The sequence below is a fragment of the Rhodovibrio sodomensis genome, assembly GCF_016583645.1.
Classification (GTDB): domain Bacteria; phylum Pseudomonadota; class Alphaproteobacteria; order Kiloniellales; family Rhodovibrionaceae; genus Rhodovibrio; species Rhodovibrio sodomensis.
In genome coordinates this window covers 1-25,892 of sequence record NZ_NRRL01000019.1, presented here as the reverse complement: position 1 = coordinate 25,892, position 25,892 = coordinate 1, and the positions used below count along the sequence as shown (strand labels likewise).

The following is a 25,892-nucleotide window of genomic DNA, read 5'->3' as shown; positions in this document are numbered from 1 at the left end:
GCTCCTGCCGGTTTTTATCGATACGCATGAAGGGGTGCCTCGCTCGCGCCTGTCGAGGCGCGAGCGGCCGCTCGCCGCGCCCCCTGGTCCGCGGCGAGGCGCGCCCTACCTGCATTCGTGCGATCAATCGTTCTTGAGGGAGGCATCGCATGGGCTTCGTTCTCCAAAACCTCGCCGCCACCGCCGGGTTCGTGAAAGGCCTGGCGATCGGCAGTGCGGTGTTCGGCGGCGCCTGCGCCTATCGGCGGATGTGCAAGTCCCGCAACAGCGACAAGGAGACGCGCTGATGCTGATCCGGATGGGCCTGAACTACGGCGTGCACGCGGCCGCCGGCGTGGCGGCCGCCGGGCTGCTGGTCCTCGCCGCCGCGGGCTGGCGCCGGGCGTGCAAGGCCGGCAACGGGCCGTCGGTGGCGGGCCGCGGCCGGCACGACGACGCCCCCGACCCCGAGGTCGCGCGGCACGACTGGATCGACGAAGAGGCCACCGGCGGTCCAGCCAGCGGCGAAACCGGCGGCGGGCCCGGCAGCGCGTGAGCGACGACGCGAGCGACCACGGCCGGCTGACCGCGCCCCTCCCCCGGACGCTGGCATTGCGGACGCGGGTGCTGCGCGAGGCGGCGCCGGCGGACGGGCCGTACGTGCTGTACGTGCTGGACGGCAACCTGCGCACGCAGGAGAATCAGGCGCTCGACACCGCGCTGACGCTGGCCAACGCACACGGCCTTCCGCCGGTGGTTCTGGCCGAGCTGCGCGAGGATCAGCCGCTCGCCAGCGACCGCCACCACCGGTTCCAGCTGGAAGGCCTTCGCGCGCTGCAGCAGGGGCTGGCGGCCATGGGTGTACGCGTGTGCGTCCACGTCCACCGCCCCGGCAAGCGTACGGATGCGGCGCGCCAGTTGATCGCCGGGGCCGCGCTGACGGTCACCGACGACGTGCCCACCCGCCCGTATCGCGACCGACGCACGCGCCTGCTGGCCGCGGCCGACGCGGCCAGCGGCGGGCCCGTGCTGGCGGTCGACGCGAGTTGCCTGGTGCCGATGCGCCAGGTGGGCCGGGCGTACGACCGGGCGTTCAAGTTCCGCAACGCGACCAAGGAACTGCGCCGGCGCCGGCTGGACGACGGCTTCCCGCCGGTCGCCCCGCGGCAGCCGCGCTATGCCGGCGACCTGGGGATCGCGGGCGACGATCTGTCGGCCTGCGACCTGGGCGCGCTCACGGCTGCCTGCGCGATCGACCATACGGTGCCGCCGGTCCCGGAATTCCCGGGCGGCGAGCCGGCGGCGGCCGCGCACTGGGCCGACTGGCGCGACAGCCGGCTCTCGGGCTACGCCGCCAAACGCAACGACGCGCTGCAGGAAAGCTACGTCTCCCGCCTGTCGCCCTACCTGCGCCACGGCATGATCGCGGCGACCCGGGTCGCCCGCGAGGCCGCGGCGGCCGGCGGCAAGGGCGCGGACAAGTTCCTGGACGAGCTGTTGATCTGGCGGGAGATGTCCTGGGCCTACGCCTTCCACGTCCCCGACCACGACAGCACCGCGATCGTCCCCGACTGGGCGTGGGAGACGCTGAAGCGCCGGGAAATCGATCCGCGCCCGGCGCTTTACGACTGGGATACGCTGGCCCGCGGCGAGACCGACGACGCGCTGTGGAACGCGGCGCAGCTCGGCTACTTCCGGCGCGGCTACCTGCACAACAACCTGCGCATGACCTGGGCCAAGGAGCTGCTGACCTGGACGCCCGGCCCGGAACGTACCGCGGAGCTGCTGGTCGACCTCAACAACCGCTACAGCCTGGACGGCGGCGATCCGAACTCCTACTCCGGCCTGTTCTGGTGCCTGGGCGCGTTCGATCGGCCGTTCGAGCCGGAGCGGGCGATTTTCGGCACCGTCCGCCATCGCTCGACCGAGGTCCACGCCAAGCGCCTCGATGTCGCGGCGTACACCGCCCGCCAGGTCCGCGGATCCGACCTGCCGACGGTTGCGGTCGTCGGCGCGGGTCTGTCCGGCCTGATGTGCGCCCGCACGCTGGCCGACCACGGGGTCCCGGTCACGGTGTTCGACAAGGGCCGGTTGCCGGGCGGCCGGACCGCGGCAAAGCGGCTGGGCGACGGCCGGTTCGCCGACCACGGCGCGCCCAAGCTGGAGATCGGCGACCCACGGTTGACGCCCTACCGCGCCGCGTGGCGCGAACGCGAGGTGCTGGGCGACTGGACGCCGGCGGGCTCGGACCAGCCCTGGCAGGTGGCTCTGCCGACGACCCGCGGGCTGGCGCAGCATCTGGGCGCCGAGCTGGACATCCGCCAGGGCACGGCGGTCACCGAGTTGCAGCGCGATCGCGCCGGTTGGCAGCTGGTTATTGACGGCGAAACGCACGGCCCGTTCGACCGGGTGGTCGTCACCGCCCCGGCGCGCCAGGCGGCCGACCTGATCGCGGCGCATGCCCCTGCACTGGCGGCGCGCGCCCGCACGGCCGCCTACCGCCCGATCATGAGCGCGCTTGCCGTGTTCGATCAGCTACTGGAAGTCGACTGCGAGCTGCTGCTGCCGGTCGACGATCCGGTTCTGGAGAAGGCCGTGCGCGACACCGCCAAGCCGGGCCGCGACCCGCTGGCCGACGTATGGGCCCTGCACGCCACGGCCGATTGGTCGCAAGCGCACAAGGACGACGACTTCGACCCGATCGCGCGGGCGCTGTTCGACGCCTTCCGGGCGCACCAGCCGGACCTGCCGGACCCGCGGCAGCTGATCGGCCACCGCTGGCTTTACGGCCAAGTGACCCAGCCGGTGGGTGAGGATTGCCTGTTCGATTCCGGGCTGGGCCTGGGCGCCTGCGGCGACTGGTGCCTCGGCCCGACGGCGGGCGACGCCCTGCTGTCCGGTGCGGCGGCGGCCGGCCGCGTGTTCGCGAGCGAGCCCGAACTGGCCGCGCGCCGCCAGCCAGCCGCCAAACGGCGCGCGGCGGAGTAGTTTTCAGGAGAACGGCGACATCGGTCCCCTCGCCTCCACTTGGGAGGAGAGGGTTAGGGAGAGAAGGTTGCCGCAAGAATAGACCCGTGGCCCTACCTAGTAGAGAGGGACTGAACCGAGCCCCGTCTTAGATCGCCAGGTACTCGTGGCGCAGATCTTCGTTGTCGAGGACGTCCTTGGCGCTACCCTCGTAGACCACCTCGCCCTGGTCGAGGATGATCGACAGATCCGCCAGCTTGAGCGCGGCCACGGCGTTCTGCTCGACGATGATGGTGGTGATGCCGAGCTGGCGCACGTCGGACAGGATCCGCTCGATTTCCTGCACGATCACCGGCGCCAGCCCCTCGTACGGCTCGTCCAGCAGCAGCAGCTTGACGTCCCGGGCAAGCGCGCGGGCGATCGCCAGCATCTGCTGCTCGCCGCCGGAAAGCGTGCTGGCGTCCTGCGTGCGGCGCTCCTTCAGGCGCGGAAACGCCTGGTAGATGCGTTCGAACTCCCAGCCCCTGGGCTCGGCGATCTGGGCCAGCTCGAGGTTCTCCTCGACCGTCAGGCCGCCGATGATCCGGCGGTCTTCCGGCACCAGCTGAATGCCCTGCTGGGCGGCCTCGAAATCCTTCATCGGGTGGATCGCGGTGCCCTGCAGCCAGACCTCGCCCTGCCGCAGCTCGGGCGAGCCGGCGCGGGCGATGGTGCGCAGGGTCGAGGTCTTGCCCGCGCCGTTGCGGCCCAACAGCGCCAGGATCTTGCCTTCCGGAATTTCGAAGCCGACGCCCTGGACGATGTAGCTCTCGCCGTAAAAAGCGTGCAGGTTCCGGCAGGCGAAATAGGAGTCCGGCGCGCCGGTACCAACCTGGGCCTTCAGCTCCGCACTGTGCTCCTGGGCATCCCGGTACGCCTTGTCGGCGGCGGCGCTGGCGGTTTCGCTCTCGCTCATGACTGCGTGTCTTTCCGTTGGCTGGCGTCGACGGGCTCGGCTGGCGCTCGCGCGCGCGGAGCGACCAAGGCTCTAGGGCAAGATGAAGGTCGACTAGACCTTCATCGATTTTGCGCTAGACCTCGGTGCCGCCCAGGTAGGCTTCCTGGACCTTCGGGTTGCCCTTGATGTCCTCCGGCGTGCCCTCGGCGATGATTGCCCCCTGGGCCAGCACGCTGATCCAGTCGGCGAGCGAGAACACGACGTGCATGTCGTGTTCGATGATCACCTTGGTCATGCCGCGTGCCTTAATCCGCTGCAGCAGATCGATGGTGCGGTTGGTGTCGTGCCGGGCCATGCCGGCGGTCGGCTCGTCGAGCAGCAGCAGGCGCGGGTGCTGGATCAGGCACATGGCGATCTCCAGCCGGCGCTTGTCGCCGCGCGACAGGTTGGCCGCGGGATGATCGCGCAGGTGATGCAGGCCCATATCGTCCAGCATGTCGACGGCCTCTTGCTGGATCTTCGTCTCCGAGAACATCGAGCGGAACGGCTTGAAGCTGAACGCGCCGTCGCGCTTGGCCAGCGCGGCGATTTCGATGTTCTGCAGCACCGTGAGGTCGAGAAAGATCTCCGGCGTCTGGAACACCCGGGCCACACCCAGCTGGTTGATCTGGTGCGCGGTCTTGCCGGTCAGATTGACCCCGTCGAACAGCACCGAGCCGGTATCCGGCGCCAGCCGGCCGATCACCGTGTTCAGCAGGGTCGACTTGCCCGCCCCGTTGGGGCCGATCACCGCGTGGGTTTTGCCTTCCTCGATCTGCAAGTTGATGTTGGTCAGGGCCTGCAGGCCGCCGAAGCTCTTGTTCACGTCGGAGACGTTAAGGACGAAATTCTGTGCCATGGTCGGTCGTGCGGCCCCTCTACTCCGACGGCTGGGTGACGGCTGAATTGTCCGCGGCCCGTCCGCCGGCACGCCGGCGCCTGATCGCGCCGCCGATCCGGTACAGGCCTTCCATCATGCCGCCGGGCAGGAAGATCACGATCGCCATGAACAAGAGGCCGAGGGTGAGGTGCCAGCCCTCGCCGACGAACAGGCTGGCCACACCGACCATCAGATCGGTCACCGGCTCCGGCAGGAAGCCGAACAGATCGGCAAGTTGGCTATCGTTGACGGCGGAGAAGATGTTCTCCGCGTACTTGATCAGGACGGCACCCAGCATCGGCCCGACGAGCGTGCCGGCGCCGCCCAGGATGGTCATCAGCACGACCTCGCCCGAGGCCGTCCAGACCATCCGCTCGGCCCCGGCCAGAGGGTCGGTGACCGCCATCAGCGATCCGGCGAGCCCGGCGTACATGCCCGAGATCACGAACACCGTCAGCACGTAGGGCCGGGTGTTGTAGCCGGTGAAGCGCATCCGCGTCTGGTTGGACTTGATCGCCAGCAGCTTCAGGCCGAACGGCGAGCGGAAGATCTTCAGCGACACCCAGAACGCCAGGATCAGCACCACCGCGCAGAAGTAGAAGGCGGCATAGCCAGTCAGTTCCAGGCCGAACAGCGAGGGGTTGGGGATGCCCTCGCCACCGCCGCCGAACAGCGCGTCGATCACCCGCGGATCGTTGCCGTCCAGGGTCAGGCCGGTTTCGCCATTGGTGATCGGAGTCAGCACCGAATAGGCCAGCCGGTACGACATCTGCGCGAAGGCGAGCGTGAGGATGGCGAAGTAGATCCCGGCGCGGCGCAGCGCGACGTACCCGATCGCCACCGCGAAGACCGCGGCCACCAGCATGCCGAACGCCACGGCCAGGATCGCGTTCATGGTCAGCAGCTTGAAGATCCACACCGCGGCATAGGAGCCGACGCCGAGGAACGCCGCGTGACCGAACGACAGATAGCCGGTCAGGCCGAACAGCAGGTTATAGCCGATCGCGAAGATCCCGAAGATGGCGAAGCGCTGCAGCAGGTCGGGGTAGTTGGCCCCGATCGGCGTGGCCCAGATCGGCGCGGTCAGGACCACCAGCGCGAAGATCCCCATGACCGCGAGGTCGCGCTTGGGCGTCGAGGGATTGAAGTGCGTGATGCTGGCCATGGCCGGTTAGCCCTCCATCACGCCTTTGCGACCCATCAGGCCCCGCGGACGGGTCAGCAGGATCACGACGGCGATGAGGTAAATGATGATCTGGTCGATGCCGGGCACGATGTCCTTGACCCAACTCATCGCAGCGAACGACTGCAGGATGCCGAGCAGGAAGCCGGCGCAGACCGCGCCGCCGAGCGAGCCCATGCCGCCCACGACCACGACCACGAACGACAGCACCAGGAAGTTCATGCCCATGTGGTAGTCCGGCGGCAGGATCGGTGTGTAAAGACAGCCCGCGAGCCCCGTGACGATCGCGGCGATTCCGAAGACGACCGTGAAGCGGCGCTGGATGTTGATCCCGAGCAGGCCAACCATCTCGCGATCGGCCATGCCGGCGCGCACGACCATGCCGTAGGTGGTGAGCTTGAGGAACGCGAACACCGAGGAGACGATCAGGAACGAGCACAGCAGATAGACCAGGCGCCACCAGGGATAGACCAGATTCTCGTTCAGCCCCAGCATGGCGCCCAACCGCGCGGCGCCCGACAGCTCCGGCGGCGCGGACTGCGAGATCGGGTTGGCGCCGAAAAACACCTTGATGATCTCGCCCAGCACGATCGCCAAGCCGAAGGTGACCAGGATCTGTTCGGCGTGGGTGCGCTTGTAGAAGTACTGGATCAGCCCGCGCTCCATCACCAAGCCGATCAACAGCATCACCGGGATCGCCACCAAGGCGGAGATCGGCACCGACCACTGGATGATCTCCGTGCCGAGATCGCCGAGCCAGATTTCGAGGTACGGTTTCTCGGTATAGGCCTCGAAGGCGGTGATGCTCTCGTCGCGCACCTTCTGGGAGATGGTCAGCAGCTTGTTCACGCTGACGGCCACGAAGGCGCCCAGCATGAACAGCGCGCCGTGCGCGAAGTTGACCACCCCCAACGTGCCGAACACGAGCGTCAGCCCGAGCGCGATCAGCGCGTAGGCGGCGCCCTTGTCCAGGCCGTTGAGCAGCTGGAGCAGCAGGCTATCCATCGATTTCCTGTCCCCTTAACCCAGCGCGGGCGCGCTTAGCCGGACGTCGCCCAAGCCACGGGTGCAAGCCGGATGGAAGAAGGCGATGGGACCGGCGCGCGCCGAAAACGCGCACGCCGGTCCCGATCGTGTGGACACGTCGTCCCGGCCTTAGACCTCGTAGGGGCCCAGATTGCCCGGATAGAGATCGGCCGGATACATGATCTCCTCCGTCGGGACTTCCTTGACGACCTCCAGCAGGTCGAACTGGCTCTGCGGGTCGTCGTTGCCCTTCACCACCAGGACGGGCTTGAACGCCTGGTGGTCCGCGGCGCGGTACAGCGTGTCGCCGTTGCCCATGCCGGTGAACTCGAAGCCCTCGAGGAACTTGATGACCTCCGGCGGGTAGAAGGTGCCGGCGGACTCGACCGCGTTGGCGTACAGCAGCGTCTGGACGTAGCAGGTGTGCGCGGCCTGCGACGGCGGGAAGCCGTACTCCTCGCCGAACGACTTGACGAACGCCTCGGACCCTTCGTTCTGCAGCGACCAGTGCCAGTTGGTCGAGCCGTAGATCCCGGCGACGGCCTCGCCGGCGCCCTGCGCCATGACGCGGGAGTACAGCGGCACCACGATCTCGAACGGCTTGCCGTTCACGGTCGCGTCCTTCAGGCCGAACTGCACCGCCTGCGTCAGGCTGTTCACCATGTCCCCGCCGTAGTGGATCAGGAACAAGACGTCCGCGCCGGAATCGCGCACCGGGGTCAGGTACTGCGAGTAGTCGCTGGTCCCGAGCGGGGTGCGGAGGGCGTTGACCGTCTCCCAGCCCATCTCCTCGGTGACGTTCTTCATCGACTCCTCGACGGACCAACCCCAGTTGTAGTCCGCGACCAGCATGTAGGACTTGCGGTTGGTGCCCATCTGCTCCTTGAGCACCGGGCCCAGCGCGGCGGCCGACATGTGGGCGTTGAAGAAGTGGCGGAAGCCGTAGCGCCGGCGATCCTTGCCGGTGGTGTCGTTGGCGTGGGTCAGGCCGGCCATGAAGATCACGCCCATGTCCTGGCACAGCGCCTGCACCGACACCGCGACGCCGGACGACGAACCGCCGGTCACCATGACCACGCCGTCGCGCTCGATCATGCGCTTGGCCGACGCGCGCGCGGCGTCCGACTTGGTCTGGGTGTCGCCGGTGACGTAGTCGACCTTCTTGCCGAGGATGCCGTTCCCCTTGAGCGCGGTCGGCTGCATCGTGTTGAGCATGCCGCCGTCGCCCTCGCCGTTCAGGTGCTTCACGGCGAGCTTGTAGGCGCGCAGCTCGTCCTTGCCCTCTTCGGCGTAGGGGCCGGTTTGCGGCACGTTGAAGCCGAGCGTGACGGTGTCGGAATTACCCGGGTTGTTGCGGAAGTCCTGCGCCCAGGCGTTGCGCACGAAGCCCGTCGGCGCCGTGCCGCTGAAACTCAGCGCGCCCAGGCCCGCGGTCGTCGCGGCGCCCGTCTGCAGAAAGCGCCGGCGGGACCAGCCAGTCGGATTGCCGTTGTCTGTCATTCTGCCTCTCCTGAACGTTTACCTATAACCGGGACGGGTTTGGTGGTGTCCCGGCTGCCTACCCCAGCGCCCGATCTGCGGCCCGGGCGGGCCACAGCCGATATCGGACGCGTTCGCAAGCTTCGGCGGACGGCTTTTTCTATTTTGCCCTACCGAACGTGACGCGAGCCTACCGTCACTCGCCAACACGGTCCAATACTATTCTGAATTCGCCACTTAAAGTCGGTGGAACTGCCCCCGTAGCCCCCGTAGCGCCCCCGTCAAAGCCCCGCTCCTCGGCGGATTTTTGGGTCATCAAACAATCGCGGCGCGTCGACTATAGCTTAAATCCGACGGGGACCGCGACTCCCGATGTACCGGGCCGCGCGCCCACACCTGTCGCGGATTGACGGCGGCGGCGCGCGGCCGTCGAAACCGGCGCTCGGTCGACTGGGCGCTCAGCCTTCGCGTTCAACCACGACCTTACTTGCGCCGTGATCGATGCGGACCTTCTCGGCGGCGCGCTTGGCGTCGTCGAAGTCGTCGAACGCCGGGTTGGCGGGCTCGAACGCCGGCAGTTCGGAGCCGTCCCAGAAGCTGTAGAGACGATACCTGCCGCCCTCTGGCCGGATCCGGATTTCGCACTTTTCGTACGGGATCGGGCCCACCACGAACAGCCGCTCGACCTTGCGCTCGGCGTCCGGAAACAATTCGTCGGCGAACGCCTCGGTCTCCCGGATCGGGCAGTCCAGACGGTTGGCCAGGCTCTTGAACAGGTTCTCGGCGGGCGTGTTGCCCGGCACGATGGTCGCCTCGACCCAGCGCACGCCGGCCGCCTCGTCGCGCTGCAGCAGATGGTCGAGCATGCCGCTCGCGATCCCGCTGTTCTTGTGCGGATCGCGCACGTTGACCTGCCAGACGAATAGCCGCCGGGGGTCCTGCGGCAGACGGTAGGCGGTCAGCATGCCGATGGTGTGCTCGCCGCGCTCCGCGACCACACTGGTCGCGGCGAAGTTGCGCGCCACCATGAAATAGGCGTAGCCGGAATCCCGGTCGAGATTTACAGACTCGTCGACCATGCGCCAAATCTCGGCGCCATCGTCGATGGAGGGGGTGCGGTAGGTTACGTCGTCGCTCACGGTTTTCGCGCAGTCCTTGCTTGGGTGCTCGCCGCCAACCTAACACGCCAGCCCTAGGCGGCGAAGCCGTTCGCCCGCCGGAGCGGCGAACCGCCAGCCAAGCGCCACGCCAACCGCCAAGCCAACGGGAGGCAGAAACGCCCGGATGAGCGCGCTTGCCGCCTACGCCAGCATGTTCGCCAGCGCCTTCCTGGCGGCCACCATCCTGCCCTTCCAGTCCGAGGTCGTGCTGATCGGCCTGCAGCTGGACGGCTGGCCCTGGGGCTGGCTGGTCCTGGCGGCGACCGCCGGCAACGTGCTGGGCGCCGTCGTCAACTGGGCGCTCGGCCTCGGCATCGAGCGGTTCAAGCACCGCCGCTGGTTCCCGGTCGACGCCAAGACCTACGCCCGGGCGGAGGCGTGGTACCGGCGCTGGGGAATCTGGTCGCTGCTGCTCGCCTGGACGCCCTGGCTGGGCGACCCGCTGACCGTGGTCGCCGGGGTGCTGCGCGCGCCGATCGTGCCGTTCCTGCTGCTGGTCACCGCGGGCAAGCTGGCCCGTTACCTGCTGCTCGCGATCGGCGTCGCCTATTTCGGCTGGGGCGCCGGCTGAGACAGCATGCCGGACGGCAGCCCTGTCGCGCGGCTGGTCATGTCGCGGAAACCGGCGCATCGGCCGGCGCCGGCGCGCCCCAGCTCCGGCCGGGTCCCGGGCGGGCGGTCAGACGGTGGGCGGCGGCCAGCACGCTGGCTGGCTCGGCCGGTTTGGGCAGGGTCACGTCGGCGCCGATGCACTGCGCCGCTTTGGCGTACAGCGCGCCCGCGTCCGGGCCGGCACCGCTGAGCGCGATCGCGGGGATGCCGCCGTGCAGCCGGCGCAGCCAGCGCAGCAACTCCAGCCCGTCGAGATCCTGCACCACCACGTCCGTGATGACGAGTTCGAACCCGCGCATGCAGATCTCCCGGAGCGCGTGACGTCCGCTCTGTGCGACCAGCACGAAGAACCCGGCCCGGCGCAGCACCGCTGCCAGCCGCGACGGGGAAAGCGGATCGTCCGCCACCAGCAGCACGCGGCCCAGCCGGCCCGGCCCGCGGCCGGGTACCGGCCAGACCCGGCGGGTCGGGTCTGGTGCAGACCGACCCGGGGTCGGCGTCGTCATCGCGCCGCCTCGGCGCGGGGATGGCCGAACGCCTCGTCGACCAGCGCGCGAGCCTGGCCCGGTAGATCCGCGTCCGCAAGCCGGCGGACGGCGGTCTGAAGCTCGCCCAGGCTGCGCGTCAGCTGCTCGGAGTCCGCGCGCATCCGTGCGACCAGCTCGTGCAGCGGCGGCATCGCGCCGCCGTGCCCCGGCCGGGTTGTCCCGGAGACCGGCAGCAGGCGATGCACCTCGGCGGCAACGCCGCTGGATGCGCCCGGGGTTGCCGGCGCGGGCGATGTCGGACGGGTCTCGGGGAAGCTGATGATCTGCGCCATGGTGATCCTCCTGATGGGCCTACGCGCCGGGCGACCGTGCGCCGACGCCGATACCTTCGTGTCGGGCACCCAAAATGCGCCGCGCCGGGCGGCAGCGCATCTGTGCGCAAGGGTGTTGCGCCGGGCAGAGGAACACCGCGGCATGGCCGAATGGGCTCGGCCTTTAACCTTCCGGATACGCGCAACAGCGATTATCGTCCGGGGGACCTATCGACGGGTCGTCCCCGGCGCCTCGATCGACCCGGCGCATCGATCGACCCGGCGCCTTGATCGACCCGGCGCCTCGATCGACCCGGCCATTGATAGACGGAGAGACCGGATGCCGGCGCCAAGACGGGCCGACCAGTCAGAGCCCGAACGGCTCCAGGCCCTCTACAGATACGACGTCCTCGACAGCGCGCCAGAGCCGACCTTCGACCGTCTGACCGAGCTTGCCGCGCGTCTGTTCGACGTGCCGATCTCCCTTGTCAGCCTGCTCGAACGCGACCGGCAGTGGTTCAAGTCCGCGCACGGGCTGTGCGCCACCGAGACCTCGACCAGCGTGTCGTTCTGCAAGCACACGCTGGGCAGCGATCGGGTGCTGGTGGTGCCGGACGCCACCGCCGATCCGCGGTTCGCCGACAACCAACTGGTCACCGGTCCGCCCCACATCCGGTTTTACGCCGGTGCGCCGCTGATCACGCCCGACGGCTACAACCTGGGCAGCCTGTGCATCATCGACTACCAGCCGCGCGCGGCGCTCAGCCAGGCGGACGAGCGCACGCTGCAGGACCTCGCCGACATCGCGGTCGACGAGCTGGAGCTCCGCCGGGCGCACCAGAAAGAGCAGACTGGTCTGCGCGAACAGGCCGAGCGGGTGACCCAGGCGGTCGAGCTGGCGCAGGACGCGATCACGCTGTTGGACGCCGACAACCGGTTCGTGTTCGTCAACCGCGCCGCCGCGGTGCTGTACGGCTATCCGGTGGACGAGCTGCTGGGCCAGCCGATCGATCTTCTATACGGCCCCGAGGAGCGCCAGCGCCTGTACGAAGAGGTGCTGCCCTTGGTGCGCAGCAACGGGGCCTGGCACGGCACCAAGAACGCGCGCCACCGCACCGGCACCACGATCGAGCAGGAGATGTCGCTGGCCGCCCTGCCGGATGGCGGCATGGTCCGGGTCGCGCGCGACGTCACCGCACGCAACGTTGCCCAGCGCACCCGCCGGCGCCTGCGCGCCGAGCTGCATCAGGCGCAGAAGCTGGAATCGGTCGGCCGGCTGGCCGGCGGTATCGCCCACGATTTCAACAACGTCCTGGCCGCGATCGCCGGCTATGCCGAGTTCCTGGTCGACGACCTGGAGCCCGAGAGCGCGGAAGCCGGCTACGCCCGCCAGATCGCCACCGCGGCGGAGCGGGGCAAGACGCTGGTGCAGCAGATCCTGTCGTTCAGCCGGCGCGATTCCCTGACCATGACCGCGACCGACATCTCCGAGGTGGTCAGCGAGACCGCCGGCCTGCTGAGCGCGGCGATGCCGCGCGACGTGCAGCTGGCGTGCGAATTGCCGGAGACGCTGCTGCGCGTACGCGGTAACGAAAGCGCGCTCGGCCGGGCGGTGATGAACCTGGCGACCAACGCCCGCGACGCGGTCGCCGGGATGGCCAATCCGTGCGTGCGGATCACGGTGGCCCGGCGCGACGCGCCGCTGAGCGACCCCGGCACGGAGCACGCCGCGTCGACCGAGCTGGAAGGCGTGGGCACGGTGCAGTTGCTGGAGCTACCCGACGGTCGACAGCAGCTGCGGGTCGGTCGGTTCGACCATCCAGGCGGCACGATCGAGGTGTCGGTCGCCGACGACGGCTGCGGGATCCCGGCGGACAAGCTGGAGCGGGTGCTGGAGCCGTTCTACACCACCAAGACGGTCGGCAAGGGCACGGGGCTCGGCCTGTCCGCGGTGGCCGGTATCGCGCTCAGCCACGGCGGCGGGCTGACCATTACCACCGGAGAGGGCCGCGGCACCGAGGTGACGATGCACCTGGCCGAGCTGCCGCGCACGGACGCGGCCGCGTCCGACAGCCGCCCACACGCGCCCAAGGCGGCACCGGACCCTCACAGCGCAGCGTCGGCGCCGGCCGATCCGCCGCGCGCGGCCGCCGGCGAGCGCCAGTTGGTGCTGATCGTCGACGACGAGCAGACGGTCGGGCAGATGACCGCCGACGCGGTTCGCCGTCTGGGCCGCGCGGTCCTGACCACGACCTCCGCCAATCAGGCGCTCGAGCTCGTGCGCACGCGCGGCCGAGAGATCGCGCACCTGGTCACCGATCTGAACATGCCGGAGATGATGGGCAGCGAGCTCGCCCAGGCGGTCAAGCAGCTCGACGCGGAGATCACTGTCACCCTGATCTCCGGGCGAACCTCGCTGGCAGCCGAGAGCCGTGGCGCGTCGATCGACCACGTGCTGGACAAGCCGATCGCGCGCGAAAAGCTGGCGCATATCCTAACCGCCGGGGCGGGCGACGCGGCGGCGGGCGGGTAGATGCCGGAGCGGCCCCAGCCGTGTCCGGATCAGGCGCCGGGCGGCCGGCCGCTCGCGTTCGACGCGCAATCGCCTGGTATGGATTCTAATGAAAACCAGTACGCAAGCGTGTATACTTTCGATTATAGGGACCCGTTCCGGGCCGATGGGTGCGAGTAGCTGATGATCCCGCTGATTGCCGACGACCACGACCTCTTCATCGACCTGCTGGCGACCCACATCGGGCGCACCTGGCCGGACAGCCCAGTCTACAAGGCGACCGACGTCGACGGCGCGCTCAGGCAGCTGGACGCGCATCCGGAGATCGACATCGCCCTGCTCGACGTCGTCATGCCGGGCATGAACCGGCTGGAAGGTCTGTCGCGGATCAAGCAGGCCCGGCCGGACATGCCGGTGGCGCTGCTGTCCGGGCAGAGCGACCGCGGCGTGATCGAGGAAGGCCTGCGCATGGGCGCGGCCGGCTTCGTGCCCAAGACGATCTCCGGCGACGCGCTGATCCAGGCGATCCGGCTGATGATGAGCGGTGAGGTCTACGTCCCCTACGCCTTGATGACGCGCCCGGTGGAGGGACCGGCCGAGCCGGACGGCGACGACGCCCTGTCGACGCGCGAAACGCAGGTGCTGGACGGGCTGTGGCGGGGCCTGTCGAACAAGGAGATCGCGCGCGAGCTCAACCTGCAGGAAGTCACCGTCAAGCTCCACCTACGCCGCCTGTACCGCAAGTTCGAGTGCCGTAACCGGACCGAGGCGCTGCGCATCGGCCTGGAGCGCGGCTTTCTGAAGAACACCGCCAGCAGCGCGTGAGCCTGTGCGTCGCCGTTCGGGGTGACGGCCGGAACGCGGCGGTCGCGGCGATCCGGTCGGCTGCGGCCGTTCACGCCGAGCAGACGGCCGCCGAACTCTGCCTGGTGTGCGCCGGACCGGTGATCGTCTGGGCGGCGTCGGCGTAGACGTTCATGCCGGTCATCTGCGCCGGGCCGAAGATCAGCGCGAACGATACGTCCGCCGCGTCGCGCCCGACCCCGATCCGCACCAGGTTCTCGGGCACGATCCGCCGGGTCGGGTCGAACACGTACCAGCGGTCGCCCAGCCAGGCTTCGAACACGGCGTGGAAGTCGGGCGGCTGCAGCGTGTAGGCGTAGCCGCTGACGAACCGGGCGGGGACGTTGACCGCCCGGCAGAACGCGATCCCGAGGTGGGCGAAATCGCGGCAGACACCGGCCCGGGCGGTTGCGGTATCGAACGCGCTGGTCAACGGCGTGCTGGTGCCGGCCAGATAGTCGACGTTGGCGTAGATCCAGTTGCAGATCGCGTTGACCTGCTCGTAGCCGCGCGGATAGCGGCTGAACTCCCGGTAGGCGAGCCGCATCAATTGGTCGGACTGGCAGTACCGGCTGGGCAGCAGGTAGGGCAGCGTCGCCAACGGCACGTCGTCGGGCGTGCAGGTGCCGATCGTCTGTGGGTCCTCAAGGCTTGGCACGCTCTCCACCTCCGCGTCGTAGCGCAGGCGCAGGTAGCCGTGCGATAGCGTAAACCGGTGGTAGCGATTGCCGGACTCGCTGACGAACTCCTCCGGCGTCACCTCCGGCTCCAGCAGCAGCCGCTCGGAGAGCACGCGCTGGTGCTCGGTCGCGTTCGCGCTCACGTTGAACACGAAGGTCGACAGTCCGGGGATCCAATAGTCGAGCGTGCAGCCGGTCAGGAACTTCATCGCGCCACCTGCTTGCGCGCCTGCCTGGCGCATTCTGGGTCGTCCCGGATCGGGATCGCGGCCGTGGGCTTATTCCACCACCACATCCTGGATCACCACCGGCTGCTGCGGGGCGTCCTTGGCGAACGGCCCGGCCGAACCGGTCGGCACCTGGCCGATCTCGTCCACCGTGCCGAGCCCGGAGATCACCTCCCCGAACACCGCGTAGCCCCAGCCGCGCTGGGTCTTCGCCGTATGGTCCAGGAACTCGTTGTCGGAGAGGTTGATGAAGAACTGCGCGGTCGCCGAGTGCGGTTGCCCGGTGCGCGCCATCGCCACCGTCCCGCGGTCGTTCGACAGACCGTTGTCCGCTTCGTTGCGGATCGGGTCGCGGGTCGGCTTGCGGGTGTAGTCCGGCGTGAACCCGCCACCCTGGATCATGAAGTCCGGGATCACGCGGTGGAAGATCGTGCCGTCGTAGTGATCGGTGCGCACGTAGGCGAGAAAGTTCTCGACCGACTGGGGCGCGCGCTCGGCGAACAGTTCGATCCGGATGTCGCCGCGGTTGGTCTCCAGGCGCACCACCGGATTGCCATCCTGCGCCTGCGCCGGCGGCGCGCTCAGCGCCAGGACGCCCGCGACGAGGGCCGTCTTGATCCAGTTATTCATGGTCTAGGTATCCGCGGTGATGTGATCGGGCGCCCGGCTGTTCGCCGGCGGCCCGGCTTAGCACGTCGTCCCGGTACCGCGCTACGCCGGCCGTTCCCGGTCCGCGGCCGCAGCCATCGCCGCCCCAGCCATCGCCGCCCTAGCCATCGCGGCCCTGGCCATCGCCGCCCTGGCCCTCGTTACCCCGCAGGCGCGTGAGAGCGGCCTCCAGGGTCCGGGCGACCTCCGCGCGCGTGCTCCGGTCGATCTTGTCCGGCTCCAGATAGATATTCACGCCGGGACCAACGCGGCGGACGACGGCATCGGGCTCCGCCGCGCCGGTCCCCAGAACGTCCTGAACGGCATAGGGGATCACCTCCCGGGCGATGCCCTTCAGGGTGATCGGCGGCAGTTCCACGGCGGTCACCTGGTCCTGGACCAAGGCGTAGGTTTCATAGCTCAAGACGATACCGCCCGGCTCCGCGATCCCTTCCAAACGTGCCGCGAGGTTCGATTCGGCGCCGATGATCGTATAGTCCATGCGGTCGGTGCTGCCGAAGTTGCCGACATTGCAGTACCCGGTGTTGATGCCGATCCGCGCGCGCAGCGGCCGTTCGATCCCGCGCCGGCGCCAGGCTTCGTTGAGCACAGCAAGACGCCGCTGCATCGCGATCGCCATCTCGACGCAGGCGCGCGCGTCCTCCCGCGTGCCCCTGGTCTCCGGATCGCCGAAGAACGCCAGGATCGCGTCGCCTATGAACTTGTCCACCGTGGCCCCGTGGGCCGCCGCGATTTCCGACATCTCGGTGAAGTATTCATTGAGCAGGGCGGTCAGCTCTTCCGGCTGCATGCGCTCCGACGACTCGGTGAAGTCCTTGAGGTCGGAGAAAAAGATCGTGAGCTTCTTGCGCTCGGTCACGAGCGCCACGTCCTTCTCGCCGCGGAAAATGCTCCGATAGACCTGCGGCGACAAGTACTTCGCAAGTTTCAGTGAAATCGTGTTCAGAAAGCGGTTCGTCTCCTTCAGCTGGTCGCTCAAGCTGCGAAAATGCATGGCCTGGCGCCATTGCAAGCCGGCGAAGCCAACACCGGCTCCGCCGGCCAGCGCGATGTAGCCGAGCAGCCAGCGAAACGAGAACAGGTTGTCGACCAGCGGCTGGCTGACCGTCACCGCCCGAATGCCCCGAACGTCGCCGGCCGCCCAGTCTGTTATCGGGCTGCTCGGATGACGGTTGTGACATCCCACGCAACTCGGCTGCATCACCACCGGCTCGGCGAGCCGGACGGTGTGATCGAAGATCGTGCCGCTGGTCTTGAACAGCCGTTCCGGCGCGTCGGCCTGCCTGAAACGCTTCAGCGCCGTGCTTTCGAACGTATCGAGATCGTGCGACCCGCGGTGCGCGAACGGCGCATCGGAGACAAAGCGGTAGGTCAGGTTGTCCCGCTCAACCTTGATCACCTCCCCCAGCTCGATCGACAGGGTCGCCGGGATCGGGATCGCGCCCGGCACATCGGCGTAATTGTGGACGATCTGGACACCAGCCGTGCCGTCCTCGCCCGCTGCCCCCGCCACACCGGTTCCAGAAGCCAGCCGCGCCACCACATTGCTGGCGTAGTACTGGCGAAAGTCGGACAGCAGGTCGGTGACACTCACGGCCTGTTTCCTGAGCGCCTGGTTCGAGATTTCCTTCAAGTCCATGTGCACGGCAGCCGCCAGGCCGGCGAGCGCCAGCACGACCGCGACCAGCACCGACGCCGGCCGCGACAGCCGGTCGTATAGCTTCTTGAACATGTCACTGCGCCCCCAGCCTGCCGCGTCCGCCAACTTCTCGATGACGGCGGGCCAGCTTACACGCATCCACCCGCCCCGGCGATCCTGGATGCCGCGGTTGCGACCTAAAGCAAGATGCTGAAAGGTGCAGCCACCTTTCAGCATCTTGCTCTCTCTTCAAGCAGTTAGAGCAAGATTCACGATCAAGGTCGACTCGACCTTCATCGATTTTGCTCTAATTTCCGCGGCCGCGGCCGGCGCCGACAGCACGAGCCCCGTCGCGTGCTTGATGCGGCAGAGACCTTGCGGGCCGTGCGTTCCGCGCGGTTGGTCCAATCGTCCGTGGTGCGCGGGCGGAAACAGACGCCATCTGCGATGCCGTGCGGTCGCGCCCGGCGATTCGCCGCAGTACGGCGGCTGGACAATTGCACCCGCCGGACGGTTTAATGCCCTCACGATTCCAGGCAGAGGGCGTCCGATCGCGCCTGGAACGAAAACAAACCTAACGGACGTTGCACATGAGGGAGTCCGATATCATGCACAAGCATGACGGCAACAAATTGACCCGCCGCGGCTTTTTCGGCCGCGCTCTGGCGACCGGCGCGGTCGCCGTGGGTGCCGCGCAAATCCTGCGCAGCGGTGACGCGCAAGCCCAGAAGGCCCCGAAGGAGTCGGTGCAGTACCAAGCCGAGCCGAAGGGCGATCAGATCTGCAGCAACTGCCAGTTCTGGATCCCGCCGGAGGGCGACGCCCAGATGGGCGCCTGCCAGATCGTCCAGGGTAAGATCCATCCCAACGGCTGGTGCAACCTCTGGGCCGCGGCGTAACGCCCGGTTCGGCGCCATGCCTGGCACACCGGAAAAGGCCGGCGGGACCTCCCGCCGGCCTTTTTCATGCCCGTCTCGCACACGCCGGCGTCGCGACGATGCCGTCGCGACGGTGTTGCCGCGACGGCGGCGCACGTGCCCGTGCGCTACACCGGCGCCAGGCCGGTCAGGTGGAAGATGTTCTTCCAGAAGATCCGGGCGTGCGCCAGCGGCTCCGCCTTGACCAGTTCCTTGTTCATGTAGGCGTCCCAGGTCAGGCGCTGGACGTCGCGGTCCCGGCAGATCCGCACGAAGCGTTCGCGCCGCTGGTCGGTGGTGTACCAGTAGCGCTGCATGATCCCGAGGATCCAGAACACCTGCCCGTGCTTTTTCATGAAGCGCTTGCGCGCGCCCGCCAGCGCCTTGGCGTCGGCGGTGGCGAGCGCCTCGTGCACCGCGTCGCCGGCATACTCGCCGCTCAACATGGCGTAGTAGATGCCCTCGCCGCTCGCCGGCGCGACGACGCCGGCGGCGTCGCCGGCCAGCAGCACGTCGCGGCCGTTGTCCCACTTCTTCATCGGCATCAACGGCAGCGGCGCGCCCTCGCGGCGGACCGTCTCGGCCTCGGCGAGGCCGCTGCGCTGGCGCAACTCGGCGGTCGCGCCGCGCAGGGAGAAGCCCTTGTGCGCGGTGCCCATGCCGACCGAGGTGCAGGCCCCGTGCGGGAACACCCAGCCGTAGAAGTCGGGCGAGACGTCGCCCTGATAGAACACGTCGCAGCGCCCGGGATCGAACCCGCCGGTCGCCGGCGCGTGCGCGCCCGCCTCGGGGGAGCGGACGATCTCGTGGTAGGCGAACACATAGGGCACCTGATCGCCGTCCGGCAGCTCGGTCTGCCGGATCTGGCTGTTGGCGCCGTCCGCGCCGATCACCATGCGCGCGCGCACCTTGACCTGGGGCGCGCTGCGGTCGTCGTCCGCGGCCATCGGCCGGTAGCTCAGCACCGGAACGCCGTCGCGGCCGCGCGTCAGGCTCTGGAACGCGCCCTCCCGGTAGGCCGCGCCCATCAGCGTCGCGCGGTTGCGCAGCCAGGGGTCGAAGTCCTTGCGGTCGACCATGCCGACGAAGCCGTCGTCGTCGATCGGCATGTCGACATTGCAGCCCTTGGGGGAGACCACGCGCGCGCCGCCCACCTTGCAGACCAGCTGGGAGTCCGGGATGTTGAAGTCGTTGATCGCCTTGGGCGGGATCGCGCCGCCGCACGGCTTGATCTTGCCCGGCTTGTCCAGCAGCAGAACCGACCGGCCCGCCTGCGCCAGCCGTTGGGCCGCGGTGGCGCCGGCGGGACCGCCGCCGACGACGACGCAGTCGAAGCTCTCGGTCGTTGCGTTCGCGCTCATCCGCCCACTCCCGTTGCGTAGCCTTCCGCCGCCGGCGACAGGCCCACCTGGCGGGACGCGGCGCCCGCCTTGTCGATCCGCGCGGCCAGCACGGCCGCGATCAGGAACAGCGCGGCCTGGCTGGCGAACACCGCGCCGTAGGCGACCGCCATCTCGGCGATCAGCAGCCGCGTGATGTCGATCGCCATCGTCCCCATCAGGCCGCCCAGCCCGAAGGCGATCGCCTGGCTGGCACCCCACAGGCCCATCCGCGTGCCTTCACGCTGCTTCTGGCCCTGGCCCGCCAGGCTCATCATCGACCCGATCGCGGCAACGGCGAACGCGCCGTTGGCGGCTCCTAGGAAGACCACGTTGGCCTTCAGCGGATAGGCCGGCCCGATCAGGCCGCCCGCCACCAGGCCCAGCAGCGCGACCGCGGAGGCGATGCAGCCGCCGATCGCCCAGCTGCGCAGCGAACCGATCTTGTTCTTCAGCACCATGCCCGCGACCGCGACCAGCAGCATGCCGGCCAGGACGCCGCCGTGCTGCATGCCCGAAAGCTGGGTCGACTGCCCCGGCGTCATCTCGAACACCGCGCCGGCGAACGGCTCCAGAATCAGGTCCTGGGCGCTGTAGGCGAGCATCGAGACGAACACGAAGACGGTGAAGCGCCGGGCCTGCGTCTCGCCCCAGATCTGCTTGAAGGCGTCCCAGAACTGGCCCTTCCGCTGGGCGGGCGGCGCGCTTTCCGCGGCCACCGGATCGCCCGGACCTTCCAGGCCCCAGACCGCCGCCGTGGTGATCGTGAACGCGATCGCGCAGACGACGCCGGTGACCACGACCAGACGCAGGTGGCTATAGGGGTCGAGGAACTGTCCCGCCGTCGCCGCGGTCACGACGAAGCCGGCGATCATCATGATCCAGACGGTCGCGGCCGCCGGCGCCCGGCGCGTCGGGTCGACCCGTTTGGCCAGTAGGGTCAGCAGCGAGGTGCCGGAGGCGCCGACGCCCGCACCGATCGCGGAGAAGGCGACCGCGCCGAGCGCGATCCCGGCCCAGGTGTCGACACTCATCAAGGCGACCGACGCCGCCGCGCCCAGACCGCCCAGCGCGAGCACGGCCATGCCGCCGATGATCCAGGGCGTGCGCCGGCGCCCGACATCGGAGCCGTAGCCCATGCGTGGGCGCGACATCTGCACCGCGTAGTGCCAGCCGACCAACAGGCCGGGCAGCACCGCCGGCAGCGCCAGTTCGACCACGATCACCCGGTTCAGGGTCGAGGTGGTCAGCACCACGATCGCGCCCAACGCGGTCTGCACCAGACCGAGCCGGACGATCCCAAGCCAGCCCAGCATCCGAACCGGGCGGGCGGCCGCGTCCGCGGGCGTGCCGTGCGCCATCACACAGCCTCCAGGAAAGAGCCCACCGCGAAGGCGCTGATCATCATGCCGGAGACGTACAGCGTTGTGCCGGTGGCGTTGTACCACGGAGCGAAGCGCTTGGGATCCTTCATCAGGCGGGCCATCAGGGCGAACTGCACCAGCAGCAAGGCCGCCACCGCGCCGCCGTAATACGGCCGGTCCCAGCTATACAGCAGCACGATCACCGCGACCTGCGGCAGCGCCATGATCGCGCAGGACAGCCAAGCGGCCGCGCGCATGCCCATGACCGCGGGCAGGCTGCGCACGCCGTGCTGACGATCGCCTTCCACCGCCTTGAAGTCGTTCAGCGTCATGATCCCATGCGCACCCACGGAATACAGCACCGCGAGGGTGACGATCCGCCAGTCCGGGAACGCGGCGGTCATGATCGCCGCGCCGGTGAACCAGGGGATCCCCTCGTAGCAGACCGCGACGGTGCCGGGCCCCCACCAGCCGCTCCGCTTCAGGCGCGCGGGCGGGGCCGAATACAGCCATGCCAGCAGCAACGCGATCAGCGCCGCGACGAAGCCCCAGACGCCAAGCGCCGTCGCCACCAGGACCGACAGCGCCGTCCAGGCGCAGGCGAACCAGAAGGCGAAATTGCCGGGCACCCGCCCCGAGGGAATCGCGCGCTCCGGCTGGTTGATCGCGTCGACCTCGCGGTCGTACCAGTCGTTGACGATCTGACTGGTGCCGCAGACCAGCGGCCCCGCCACCAGCACGCCCGCCAGGATGACCGCCCAATGCCCCAGGATCGGCTGGCCGGAAGAGACGATCCCGCAGGCAAACGCCCACATCGGCGCGAACCAGGTGATCGGCTTTAGAAGCTCCACCAGCGCGCCGACCTGCGGCCTCTCCATGCCGGGTGTCGCGGAGTGTTCCATACCGCGACGATACGGTTGACACACTGGTGTGTCAACTTGGAATGACACTGACTTTGGCAGCCGAAAGAGGCGCATGTTGGAGCTGGCCACCGGGCGGCAGATTGGGTCCCCTCTCCTCCACTGGGAGGAGGGGGGTTAATTCTATTGCAAAAGGCGAGCTACACGGCTCGACCCCGCCCGCCTAGTCGCCCGCCTCGGGCTCCAGATCGCCCAGCCCGTAGCGGCGCAGCTTGACGTACAGCGACTGCCGGCTGAGGCCGAGCATTTCCGCCGCCGAGGCGCGGTTGTCGCCGGTCAGCTCGAGCGCCGCCTCGATGCACAGGCGCTCCACCACGTCGGTGGTCTCGCGCACGATCTCCTTGAGCGGCACCCGCCCGACCAGGTCGGTCAGCTGCTCGACCGAGCGCGGCAGTTCGCCGGACGGCCGGCTTTCGCCGCCGCCCTGCTGCTGCTGGCCCTGCGCCCGTCGGTCGACGTAGCGGATCATCAGGCCGAAGCACGGCTGCTCGCCGTTGACCACCTGCACGCCCGACACCTCGACCTCGCTGGCGACCCCGTATTCACCCTGCAGCACGGTGCCGAACAGACGCACCGAGCCGTGCTCGCGGACGTTGGCGATCAGGACGTTGAGGTCGACCGCGGAGCGGCCCAGCCAGCGTTCCAGCGGCTCGCCGCGGACCTGCTCCTCGGTGGCCAGCTGCGCCATCTCCAGGAACGCGGAGTTGGCGGCGATCACCCGCTGGTCGGGGCCGGTCAGCACGAAACCGTCCGGCGTACTCTCCAGAATCTTGACGAACTTGCTGCGGGTCTGCGGCAGCATCGCGGACTCGGCCTGGTCGGCCACCGGCGCCAGGCGTACCAGGAACAGCAGCGATCGCTCGTGGCGGAACAGGAAGGCGGACACCAGGAATTCGCTGCCGTCCTCGCCGCTCTGGACCTGGACCTCTTCCGAGCGGCCGACACTGCGCACCCGCTCGAGCAGCTGTTGCAGCTCCGACTTGCTGGCGGCGTCGAACTTGTCGAAAAAGGCGCGCCCACCGGTGCCCTTGGTCCAGCCGAACCGCCGGTGCGCCGCCGGGTTCGCCTCGACCAGCTTGCTCGACGAGGCGTCCAGGATCACCACCGGCTCGCTGGTCATCTCGAACAGCAGGCGGTAGCGCGTTTCGAAATCGCGCAGCCGGGCGTAGTCGCGCTCCAGCGACATCTGCACGTCGACCAGGCGCTGCTGCAGCGTGGCAAAGGCGCGCAGATCGCGGCCCACGACCACCAGCCGACCGTACCCGACCTGTTGGGCGTAGTAGATGATCGGGATGTCCGGCTTGCCGGGCGAGGGATGGTTGACCTGACGCCAGCGCTTGACCTGACCCTGCTTGGCTTCCTCCAGCAGGCCCTCGATCTTCGGCTGGCTCTCCTTGGTCACGGTCTCCAGGAACGCGTGCCCGAGCCAGGCCTCCGCACCCTCCTGCGCCAGTTCGGCGCTGTTGAACGCGGCGTCCCGGATCACGCCGTCGGCGTCGACGATGAACGCGACGTCGCCCGCCGCCGCGATCAGCGAGCCCATCGCCTCGGCGTCCAGGTTTGCCAGCGATTCCTCGGGGGCTTTGAACTGCACCACGGTTCGCGTTGATCCTTCCACGCCACTCACAGCGGATGCCGCCCGTCGATCACGTTCGTGCTCAGCTGGGCCGAACCTGGGTTACCGACTGCAGCAGCTTCTCGGCCTGCACCGCGGCATCCCGCGCGTCCGTCGCGGTCGCATCCGCGCCCACGCGCGCCACCACCTCCGGATGATCCAGGACCAGCGGGCCGCCGACCATGATGCCGACCGATTCGTTGCGAGATTCCTTTCGAATGCGCTGAATGCCACGGGTTAGTTCATCGAGATGGCGGTCGCAACTGATCGACAGCCCGACGACCGGAAACCATTGGTGCTGCACCATCGACAGCATGTCGTCGCGCGACGACCAGGGCGCGCTCCAGACGTCCCAGCCGGACCGGCGGAAGAACTCGCCGACCATGAGCAAGCCCATGGTGTGCTGCTCCCCCGGGGCTGGCAGCAGCAGGATCCGGCGCTGCTGCGACATGTTCAGCGCGTGGCGGTGGAAGTCGAAGCTGAGCTCGTGCATCGTGTGCTGCAGCCGGCCCAGCCCGATCGTCACCTCGGTGAAGTCGCACAGGTCCGCGACCCAGAGGTCGCCCAGCCGGCGCGCGGTCGGCGCCAGCAGGTCGAGGTACAGCGCCTCCTCGCTCGCGCCGCGGTCGCGCAGCTGTTCCAGGAACGCGAACGCATCGGCGGTGTCGCGCTTCAGGATCAGGCGCGAGAACTCGACCACGTCTTCCGGGGCCACGCCATCCGGGCGGTTGTCGCCGATGCCGCGCGTGTGTTCCACGTCCTCGGGCTCCCGTGGATACAGTTCCGACAGCTTTTGGATCGCGTCCTCGGCCAACTCGCACGCCTGCGCGTCGGACTGCCGCGGGGTGCCCTGCTGGACGCCGTCGAGCCCGATGATGCCGCGGCCCTCGCCGCCGCCCCCGCGCTCGGAGGACACCCGCGCCGGCGACTCGAAGCCGCCCCCGGCGCTGTCCTGCGCGCTCATCGACGCCGCGCCGGCGCGGCGCCGCTGGGTTCGCCAATGCCTCGGGGTCGGTTCCTGCTGCGCTGTATCCATGACCGTCACCCCTCCCCTTGTGGTGCGTGTACCGGGCGCGATGCGGGCCCTTCTCGCCCTCTCGATGTGGTCGCCCATCGACGCGTCCGGCGCAACCCCACGCGGGTGTAGCCAGGGGCCGTGAGCGTCAACGGCGCCTGACGCATTGAAACACAAAAGGTCGCGGGGCCATTAAAACTTTTGTCCGCCCGGATGTAAACCGGGCTGTACGTCTAGTTTGATTGACACATGCGCCAGGCCCTCGGTAGAGTTCCTGACATCAGGTCGCGGGCCGCTCCCGACAGCGGGCGGCCGTGCGACCAGGAGGTGGAGGACCCGATGGCGAACGCCCGCACCCCGCAGGCGAGCGGCCCGACCCGGCCGGAAGGGGTGACAACCCCGCTTTACACGCCCGAACAGCGGCGCCGCCGGGACAGCACGCGCTGGACCCTGGTGCAGGGGCTGCTGGCGCCGTTCCAGTTCCTGGTGTTCCTGGTCTCGCTCGCGCTGGTGATCCGCTATCTCGCGACCGGCGAGGGCCTGCTGCTCGCCACCTGGTCGATCGTGTTCAAGACGCTGGTCCTCTACGCCATCATGATTACCGGTGCGATCTGGGAAAAGGTCGTGTTCGGCCGCTACCTGTTCGCCCGGGCGTTCTTCTGGGAAGATGTCTTCTCCTCCGTCGTCTGCGCCCTGCACACCCTTTACGTGGTGATGCTGGTGATCGGTTGGGGCGACGCCGACGCGCAGATGCTGGTGGCGCTGGCCGCCTACGCCAGCTACGCGGTCAACGCGGTGCAGTTCCTGCTCAAGCTGCGCGCCGCGCGCAAGCAGGAAGAGGCGCTGGGCCTGCGCGGACAACCGGCGGAGGCTTCGGCATGACCCCGTACGACGCCGCCGGCGACACCCAGCAGCCCGAAGCGCTCCCCGCGAGCGGCTGCAACGACAGCCGGGTGATCAAGCAGCGGGGTCAGCACGAGGTATTTTGCGGGCTGACCGGGATCATCTGGCTGCACCGCAAGATCCAGGACGCGTTCTTTCTGATCGTGGG

Annotated in this window: 24 protein-coding genes and 1 pseudogene; 9 read left to right on the top strand and 16 right to left on the bottom strand. The window is 68.8% G+C overall.

Features of this window, described 5'->3' with window-relative positions; all coding sequences use genetic code 11:
• Positions 1-149: 149 nt before the first annotated feature.
• Genes CKO28_RS09475 through CKO28_RS09465 form a run of 3 tightly spaced genes read left to right on the top strand, consistent with a single transcriptional unit; the run spans position 150 to position 2,967 of the window.
• Positions 150-287, top strand: a complete 138-nt coding sequence (locus CKO28_RS09475) for a hypothetical protein (protein WP_200340464.1) — start codon at positions 150-152, stop codon at positions 285-287.
• Positions 287-535: a hypothetical protein gene (locus CKO28_RS09470; RefSeq protein ID WP_200340462.1), complete on the top strand. Its 249-nt coding sequence runs from the start codon at positions 287-289 to the stop codon at positions 533-535. Before CKO28_RS09475 ends, CKO28_RS09470 begins: the two co-directional genes overlap by 1 nt.
• Positions 532-2,967 (top strand): FAD-dependent oxidoreductase, encoded by a 2,436-nt coding sequence (locus CKO28_RS09465; RefSeq protein ID WP_200340461.1) that lies wholly within the window; start codon positions 532-534, stop codon positions 2,965-2,967. The genes CKO28_RS09470 and CKO28_RS09465 overlap by 4 nt, the downstream gene beginning before the upstream one ends.
• Before the next feature lie 127 nt (positions 2,968-3,094).
• Here the strand turns inward: CKO28_RS09465 and CKO28_RS09460 are convergent, their stop codons facing one another.
• From CKO28_RS09460 to ectA, 6 genes are all read right to left on the bottom strand, one after another.
• Positions 3,095-3,901 carry an ABC transporter ATP-binding protein gene (locus CKO28_RS09460; RefSeq protein WP_200340460.1) on the bottom strand — a complete coding sequence of 269 codons (807 nt, stop codon included), beginning with the start codon at positions 3,899-3,901 and terminating at the stop codon, positions 3,095-3,097.
• Positions 3,902-4,016: 115 nt separating this feature from the next.
• Entirely contained in the window at positions 4,017-4,781 is a 765-nt protein-coding gene (locus tag CKO28_RS09455) for an ABC transporter ATP-binding protein (RefSeq protein WP_200340458.1), read from the bottom strand.
• 19 nt (positions 4,782-4,800) lie between these two features.
• Positions 4,801-5,967, bottom strand: coding sequence for a branched-chain amino acid ABC transporter permease (locus tag CKO28_RS09450; RefSeq protein ID WP_200340456.1), 1,167 nt, complete (start codon positions 5,965-5,967; stop codon positions 4,801-4,803).
• 6 nt (positions 5,968-5,973) lie between these two features.
• A complete protein-coding gene (locus CKO28_RS09445; protein ID WP_200340454.1) occupies positions 5,974-6,990 on the bottom strand; it encodes a branched-chain amino acid ABC transporter permease in 1,017 nt (338 codons plus the stop codon).
• A gap of 150 nt (positions 6,991-7,140) precedes the next feature.
• Positions 7,141-8,511, bottom strand: a complete 1,371-nt coding sequence (locus tag CKO28_RS09440; protein ID WP_200340452.1) for a substrate-binding protein — start codon at positions 8,509-8,511, stop codon at positions 7,141-7,143.
• Between the two features lie 437 nt (positions 8,512-8,948).
• Positions 8,949-9,629, bottom strand: coding sequence for a diaminobutyrate acetyltransferase (gene ectA / locus CKO28_RS09435; RefSeq protein WP_200340450.1), 681 nt, complete (start codon positions 9,627-9,629; stop codon positions 8,949-8,951).
• Between the two features lie 145 nt (positions 9,630-9,774).
• Between ectA and CKO28_RS09430 the strand changes: the two genes are divergently transcribed.
• Positions 9,775-10,221: a YqaA family protein gene (locus CKO28_RS09430; protein ID WP_200340448.1), complete on the top strand. Its 447-nt coding sequence runs from the start codon at positions 9,775-9,777 to the stop codon at positions 10,219-10,221.
• A gap of 37 nt (positions 10,222-10,258) precedes the next feature.
• On the opposite strand, the gene CKO28_RS09425 is transcribed toward CKO28_RS09430, so the two are convergent.
• The gene (locus CKO28_RS09425) at positions 10,259-10,768 is read right to left on the bottom strand and encodes a response regulator (RefSeq protein ID WP_200340446.1); all 510 of its coding nucleotides are present in this window, start codon (positions 10,766-10,768) and stop codon (positions 10,259-10,261) included.
• The gene (locus CKO28_RS09420; RefSeq protein WP_200340444.1) at positions 10,765-11,082 is read right to left on the bottom strand and encodes a hypothetical protein; all 318 of its coding nucleotides are present in this window, start codon (positions 11,080-11,082) and stop codon (positions 10,765-10,767) included. The genes CKO28_RS09425 and CKO28_RS09420 overlap by 4 nt, the downstream gene beginning before the upstream one ends.
• Before the next feature lie 319 nt (positions 11,083-11,401).
• On the opposite strand from CKO28_RS09420, the gene CKO28_RS09415 reads away from it, so the two are divergent.
• Both CKO28_RS09415 and CKO28_RS09410 read left to right on the top strand, forming a co-directional pair.
• Entirely contained in the window at positions 11,402-13,594 is a 2,193-nt protein-coding gene (locus tag CKO28_RS09415; RefSeq protein ID WP_200340442.1) for an ATP-binding protein, read from the top strand.
• A gap of 162 nt (positions 13,595-13,756) precedes the next feature.
• Positions 13,757-14,398 carry a response regulator transcription factor gene (locus tag CKO28_RS09410; protein WP_200340440.1) on the top strand — a complete coding sequence of 214 codons (642 nt, stop codon included), beginning with the start codon at positions 13,757-13,759 and terminating at the stop codon, positions 14,396-14,398.
• Between the two features lie 70 nt (positions 14,399-14,468).
• On the opposite strand, the gene CKO28_RS09405 is transcribed toward CKO28_RS09410, so the two are convergent.
• The 3 genes from CKO28_RS09405 to CKO28_RS09395 form a co-directional block, all read right to left on the bottom strand.
• The gene (locus tag CKO28_RS09405; RefSeq protein WP_200340438.1) at positions 14,469-15,305 is read right to left on the bottom strand and encodes a transglutaminase-like domain-containing protein; all 837 of its coding nucleotides are present in this window, start codon (positions 15,303-15,305) and stop codon (positions 14,469-14,471) included.
• A gap of 69 nt (positions 15,306-15,374) precedes the next feature.
• The gene (locus CKO28_RS09400; RefSeq protein ID WP_200340436.1) at positions 15,375-15,953 is read right to left on the bottom strand and encodes a peptidylprolyl isomerase; all 579 of its coding nucleotides are present in this window, start codon (positions 15,951-15,953) and stop codon (positions 15,375-15,377) included.
• A gap of 139 nt (positions 15,954-16,092) precedes the next feature.
• Positions 16,093-17,868, bottom strand: coding sequence for an adenylate/guanylate cyclase domain-containing protein (locus CKO28_RS09395; RefSeq protein WP_200340434.1), 1,776 nt, complete (start codon positions 17,866-17,868; stop codon positions 16,093-16,095).
• 371 nt (positions 17,869-18,239) lie between these two features.
• Between CKO28_RS09395 and CKO28_RS09390 the strand changes: the two genes are divergently transcribed.
• Positions 18,240-18,530, top strand: a complete 291-nt coding sequence (locus CKO28_RS09390; RefSeq protein ID WP_200340432.1) for a high-potential iron-sulfur protein — start codon at positions 18,240-18,242, stop codon at positions 18,528-18,530.
• A 146-nt stretch (positions 18,531-18,676) separates the two neighbouring features.
• Here CKO28_RS09390 and CKO28_RS09385 read toward each other — a convergent pair whose 3' ends face one another.
• The 5 genes from CKO28_RS09385 to CKO28_RS09365 form a co-directional block, all read right to left on the bottom strand.
• Positions 18,677-19,909 (bottom strand): geranylgeranyl diphosphate reductase, encoded by a 1,233-nt coding sequence (locus tag CKO28_RS09385; protein ID WP_200340430.1) that lies wholly within the window; start codon positions 19,907-19,909, stop codon positions 18,677-18,679.
• Complete coding sequence (locus tag CKO28_RS09380) at positions 19,906-21,288, bottom strand: BCD family MFS transporter (protein ID WP_200340428.1); 1,383 nt, start codon at positions 21,286-21,288, stop codon at positions 19,906-19,908. Before CKO28_RS09380 ends, CKO28_RS09385 begins: the two co-directional genes overlap by 4 nt.
• The gene (gene chlG, locus CKO28_RS09375) at positions 21,288-22,169 is read right to left on the bottom strand and encodes a chlorophyll synthase ChlG (protein WP_200340426.1); all 882 of its coding nucleotides are present in this window, start codon (positions 22,167-22,169) and stop codon (positions 21,288-21,290) included. The genes CKO28_RS09380 and chlG overlap by 1 nt, the downstream gene beginning before the upstream one ends.
• Before the next feature lie 205 nt (positions 22,170-22,374).
• Positions 22,375-23,808, bottom strand: a complete 1,434-nt coding sequence (ppsR, locus tag CKO28_RS09370) for a transcriptional regulator PpsR (protein WP_200340424.1) — start codon at positions 23,806-23,808, stop codon at positions 22,375-22,377.
• 61 nt (positions 23,809-23,869) lie between these two features.
• Positions 23,870-24,862 carry a cobalamin B12-binding domain-containing protein gene (locus CKO28_RS09365; RefSeq protein ID WP_200340422.1) on the bottom strand — a complete coding sequence of 331 codons (993 nt, stop codon included), beginning with the start codon at positions 24,860-24,862 and terminating at the stop codon, positions 23,870-23,872.
• A gap of 318 nt (positions 24,863-25,180) precedes the next feature.
• Between CKO28_RS09365 and bchF the strand changes: the two genes are divergently transcribed.
• Together bchF and CKO28_RS29605 are read left to right on the top strand one after the other, a co-directional pair.
• Positions 25,181-25,723: a 2-vinyl bacteriochlorophyllide hydratase gene (gene bchF, locus CKO28_RS09360; protein ID WP_200340420.1), complete on the top strand. Its 543-nt coding sequence runs from the start codon at positions 25,181-25,183 to the stop codon at positions 25,721-25,723.
• Positions 25,720-25,892, top strand: a pseudogene (locus tag CKO28_RS29605) (ferredoxin:protochlorophyllide reductase (ATP-dependent) subunit N); the annotation flags it as partial. The gene bchF and the pseudogene CKO28_RS29605, both read left to right, overlap by 4 nt.

What these genes read in the sequence shown, in the direction of transcription:
- CKO28_RS09445 (WP_200340454.1), bottom strand. Translation starts at nt 6,990, where the DNA reads ATGGATAGCCTGCTGCTCCAGCTGCTCAACGGCCTGGACAAGGGCGCC.
- CKO28_RS09395 (WP_200340434.1), bottom strand. Translation starts at nt 17,868, where the DNA reads ATGCTGAAAGGTGGCTGCACCTTTCAGCATCTTGCTTTAGGTCGCAAC.
- CKO28_RS09425 (WP_200340446.1), bottom strand. Translation starts at nt 10,768, where the DNA reads ATGACGACGCCGACCCCGGGTCGGTCTGCACCAGACCCGACCCGCCGG.
- bchF (WP_200340420.1), top strand. Translation starts at nt 25,181, where the DNA reads ATGGCGAACGCCCGCACCCCGCAGGCGAGCGGCCCGACCCGGCCGGAA.
- CKO28_RS09475 (WP_200340464.1), top strand. Translation starts at nt 150, where the DNA reads ATGGGCTTCGTTCTCCAAAACCTCGCCGCCACCGCCGGGTTCGTGAAA.
- chlG (WP_200340426.1), bottom strand. Translation starts at nt 22,169, where the DNA reads ATGGAGAGGCCGCAGGTCGGCGCGCTGGTGGAGCTTCTAAAGCCGATC.
- CKO28_RS09405 (WP_200340438.1), bottom strand. Translation starts at nt 15,305, where the DNA reads ATGAAGTTCCTGACCGGCTGCACGCTCGACTATTGGATCCCCGGACTG.
- CKO28_RS09365 (WP_200340422.1), bottom strand. Translation starts at nt 24,862, where the DNA reads ATGGATACAGCGCAGCAGGAACCGACCCCGAGGCATTGGCGAACCCAG.
- CKO28_RS09400 (WP_200340436.1), bottom strand. Translation starts at nt 15,953, where the DNA reads ATGAATAACTGGATCAAGACGGCCCTCGTCGCGGGCGTCCTGGCGCTG.
- CKO28_RS09410 (WP_200340440.1), top strand. Translation starts at nt 13,757, where the DNA reads ATGATCCCGCTGATTGCCGACGACCACGACCTCTTCATCGACCTGCTG.
- CKO28_RS09455 (WP_200340458.1), bottom strand. Translation starts at nt 4,781, where the DNA reads ATGGCACAGAATTTCGTCCTTAACGTCTCCGACGTGAACAAGAGCTTC.
- CKO28_RS09380 (WP_200340428.1), bottom strand. Translation starts at nt 21,288, where the DNA reads ATGGCGCACGGCACGCCCGCGGACGCGGCCGCCCGCCCGGTTCGGATG.
- CKO28_RS09415 (WP_200340442.1), top strand. Translation starts at nt 11,402, where the DNA reads ATGCCGGCGCCAAGACGGGCCGACCAGTCAGAGCCCGAACGGCTCCAG.
- CKO28_RS09385 (WP_200340430.1), bottom strand. Translation starts at nt 19,909, where the DNA reads ATGAGCGCGAACGCAACGACCGAGAGCTTCGACTGCGTCGTCGTCGGC.
- CKO28_RS09420 (WP_200340444.1), bottom strand. Translation starts at nt 11,082, where the DNA reads ATGGCGCAGATCATCAGCTTCCCCGAGACCCGTCCGACATCGCCCGCG.
- CKO28_RS09430 (WP_200340448.1), top strand. Translation starts at nt 9,775, where the DNA reads ATGAGCGCGCTTGCCGCCTACGCCAGCATGTTCGCCAGCGCCTTCCTG.
- CKO28_RS09390 (WP_200340432.1), top strand. Translation starts at nt 18,240, where the DNA reads ATGCACAAGCATGACGGCAACAAATTGACCCGCCGCGGCTTTTTCGGC.
- CKO28_RS09440 (WP_200340452.1), bottom strand. Translation starts at nt 8,511, where the DNA reads ATGACAGACAACGGCAATCCGACTGGCTGGTCCCGCCGGCGCTTTCTG.
- CKO28_RS09460 (WP_200340460.1), bottom strand. Translation starts at nt 3,901, where the DNA reads ATGAGCGAGAGCGAAACCGCCAGCGCCGCCGCCGACAAGGCGTACCGG.
- CKO28_RS09450 (WP_200340456.1), bottom strand. Translation starts at nt 5,967, where the DNA reads ATGGCCAGCATCACGCACTTCAATCCCTCGACGCCCAAGCGCGACCTC.
- CKO28_RS09470 (WP_200340462.1), top strand. Translation starts at nt 287, where the DNA reads ATGCTGATCCGGATGGGCCTGAACTACGGCGTGCACGCGGCCGCCGGC.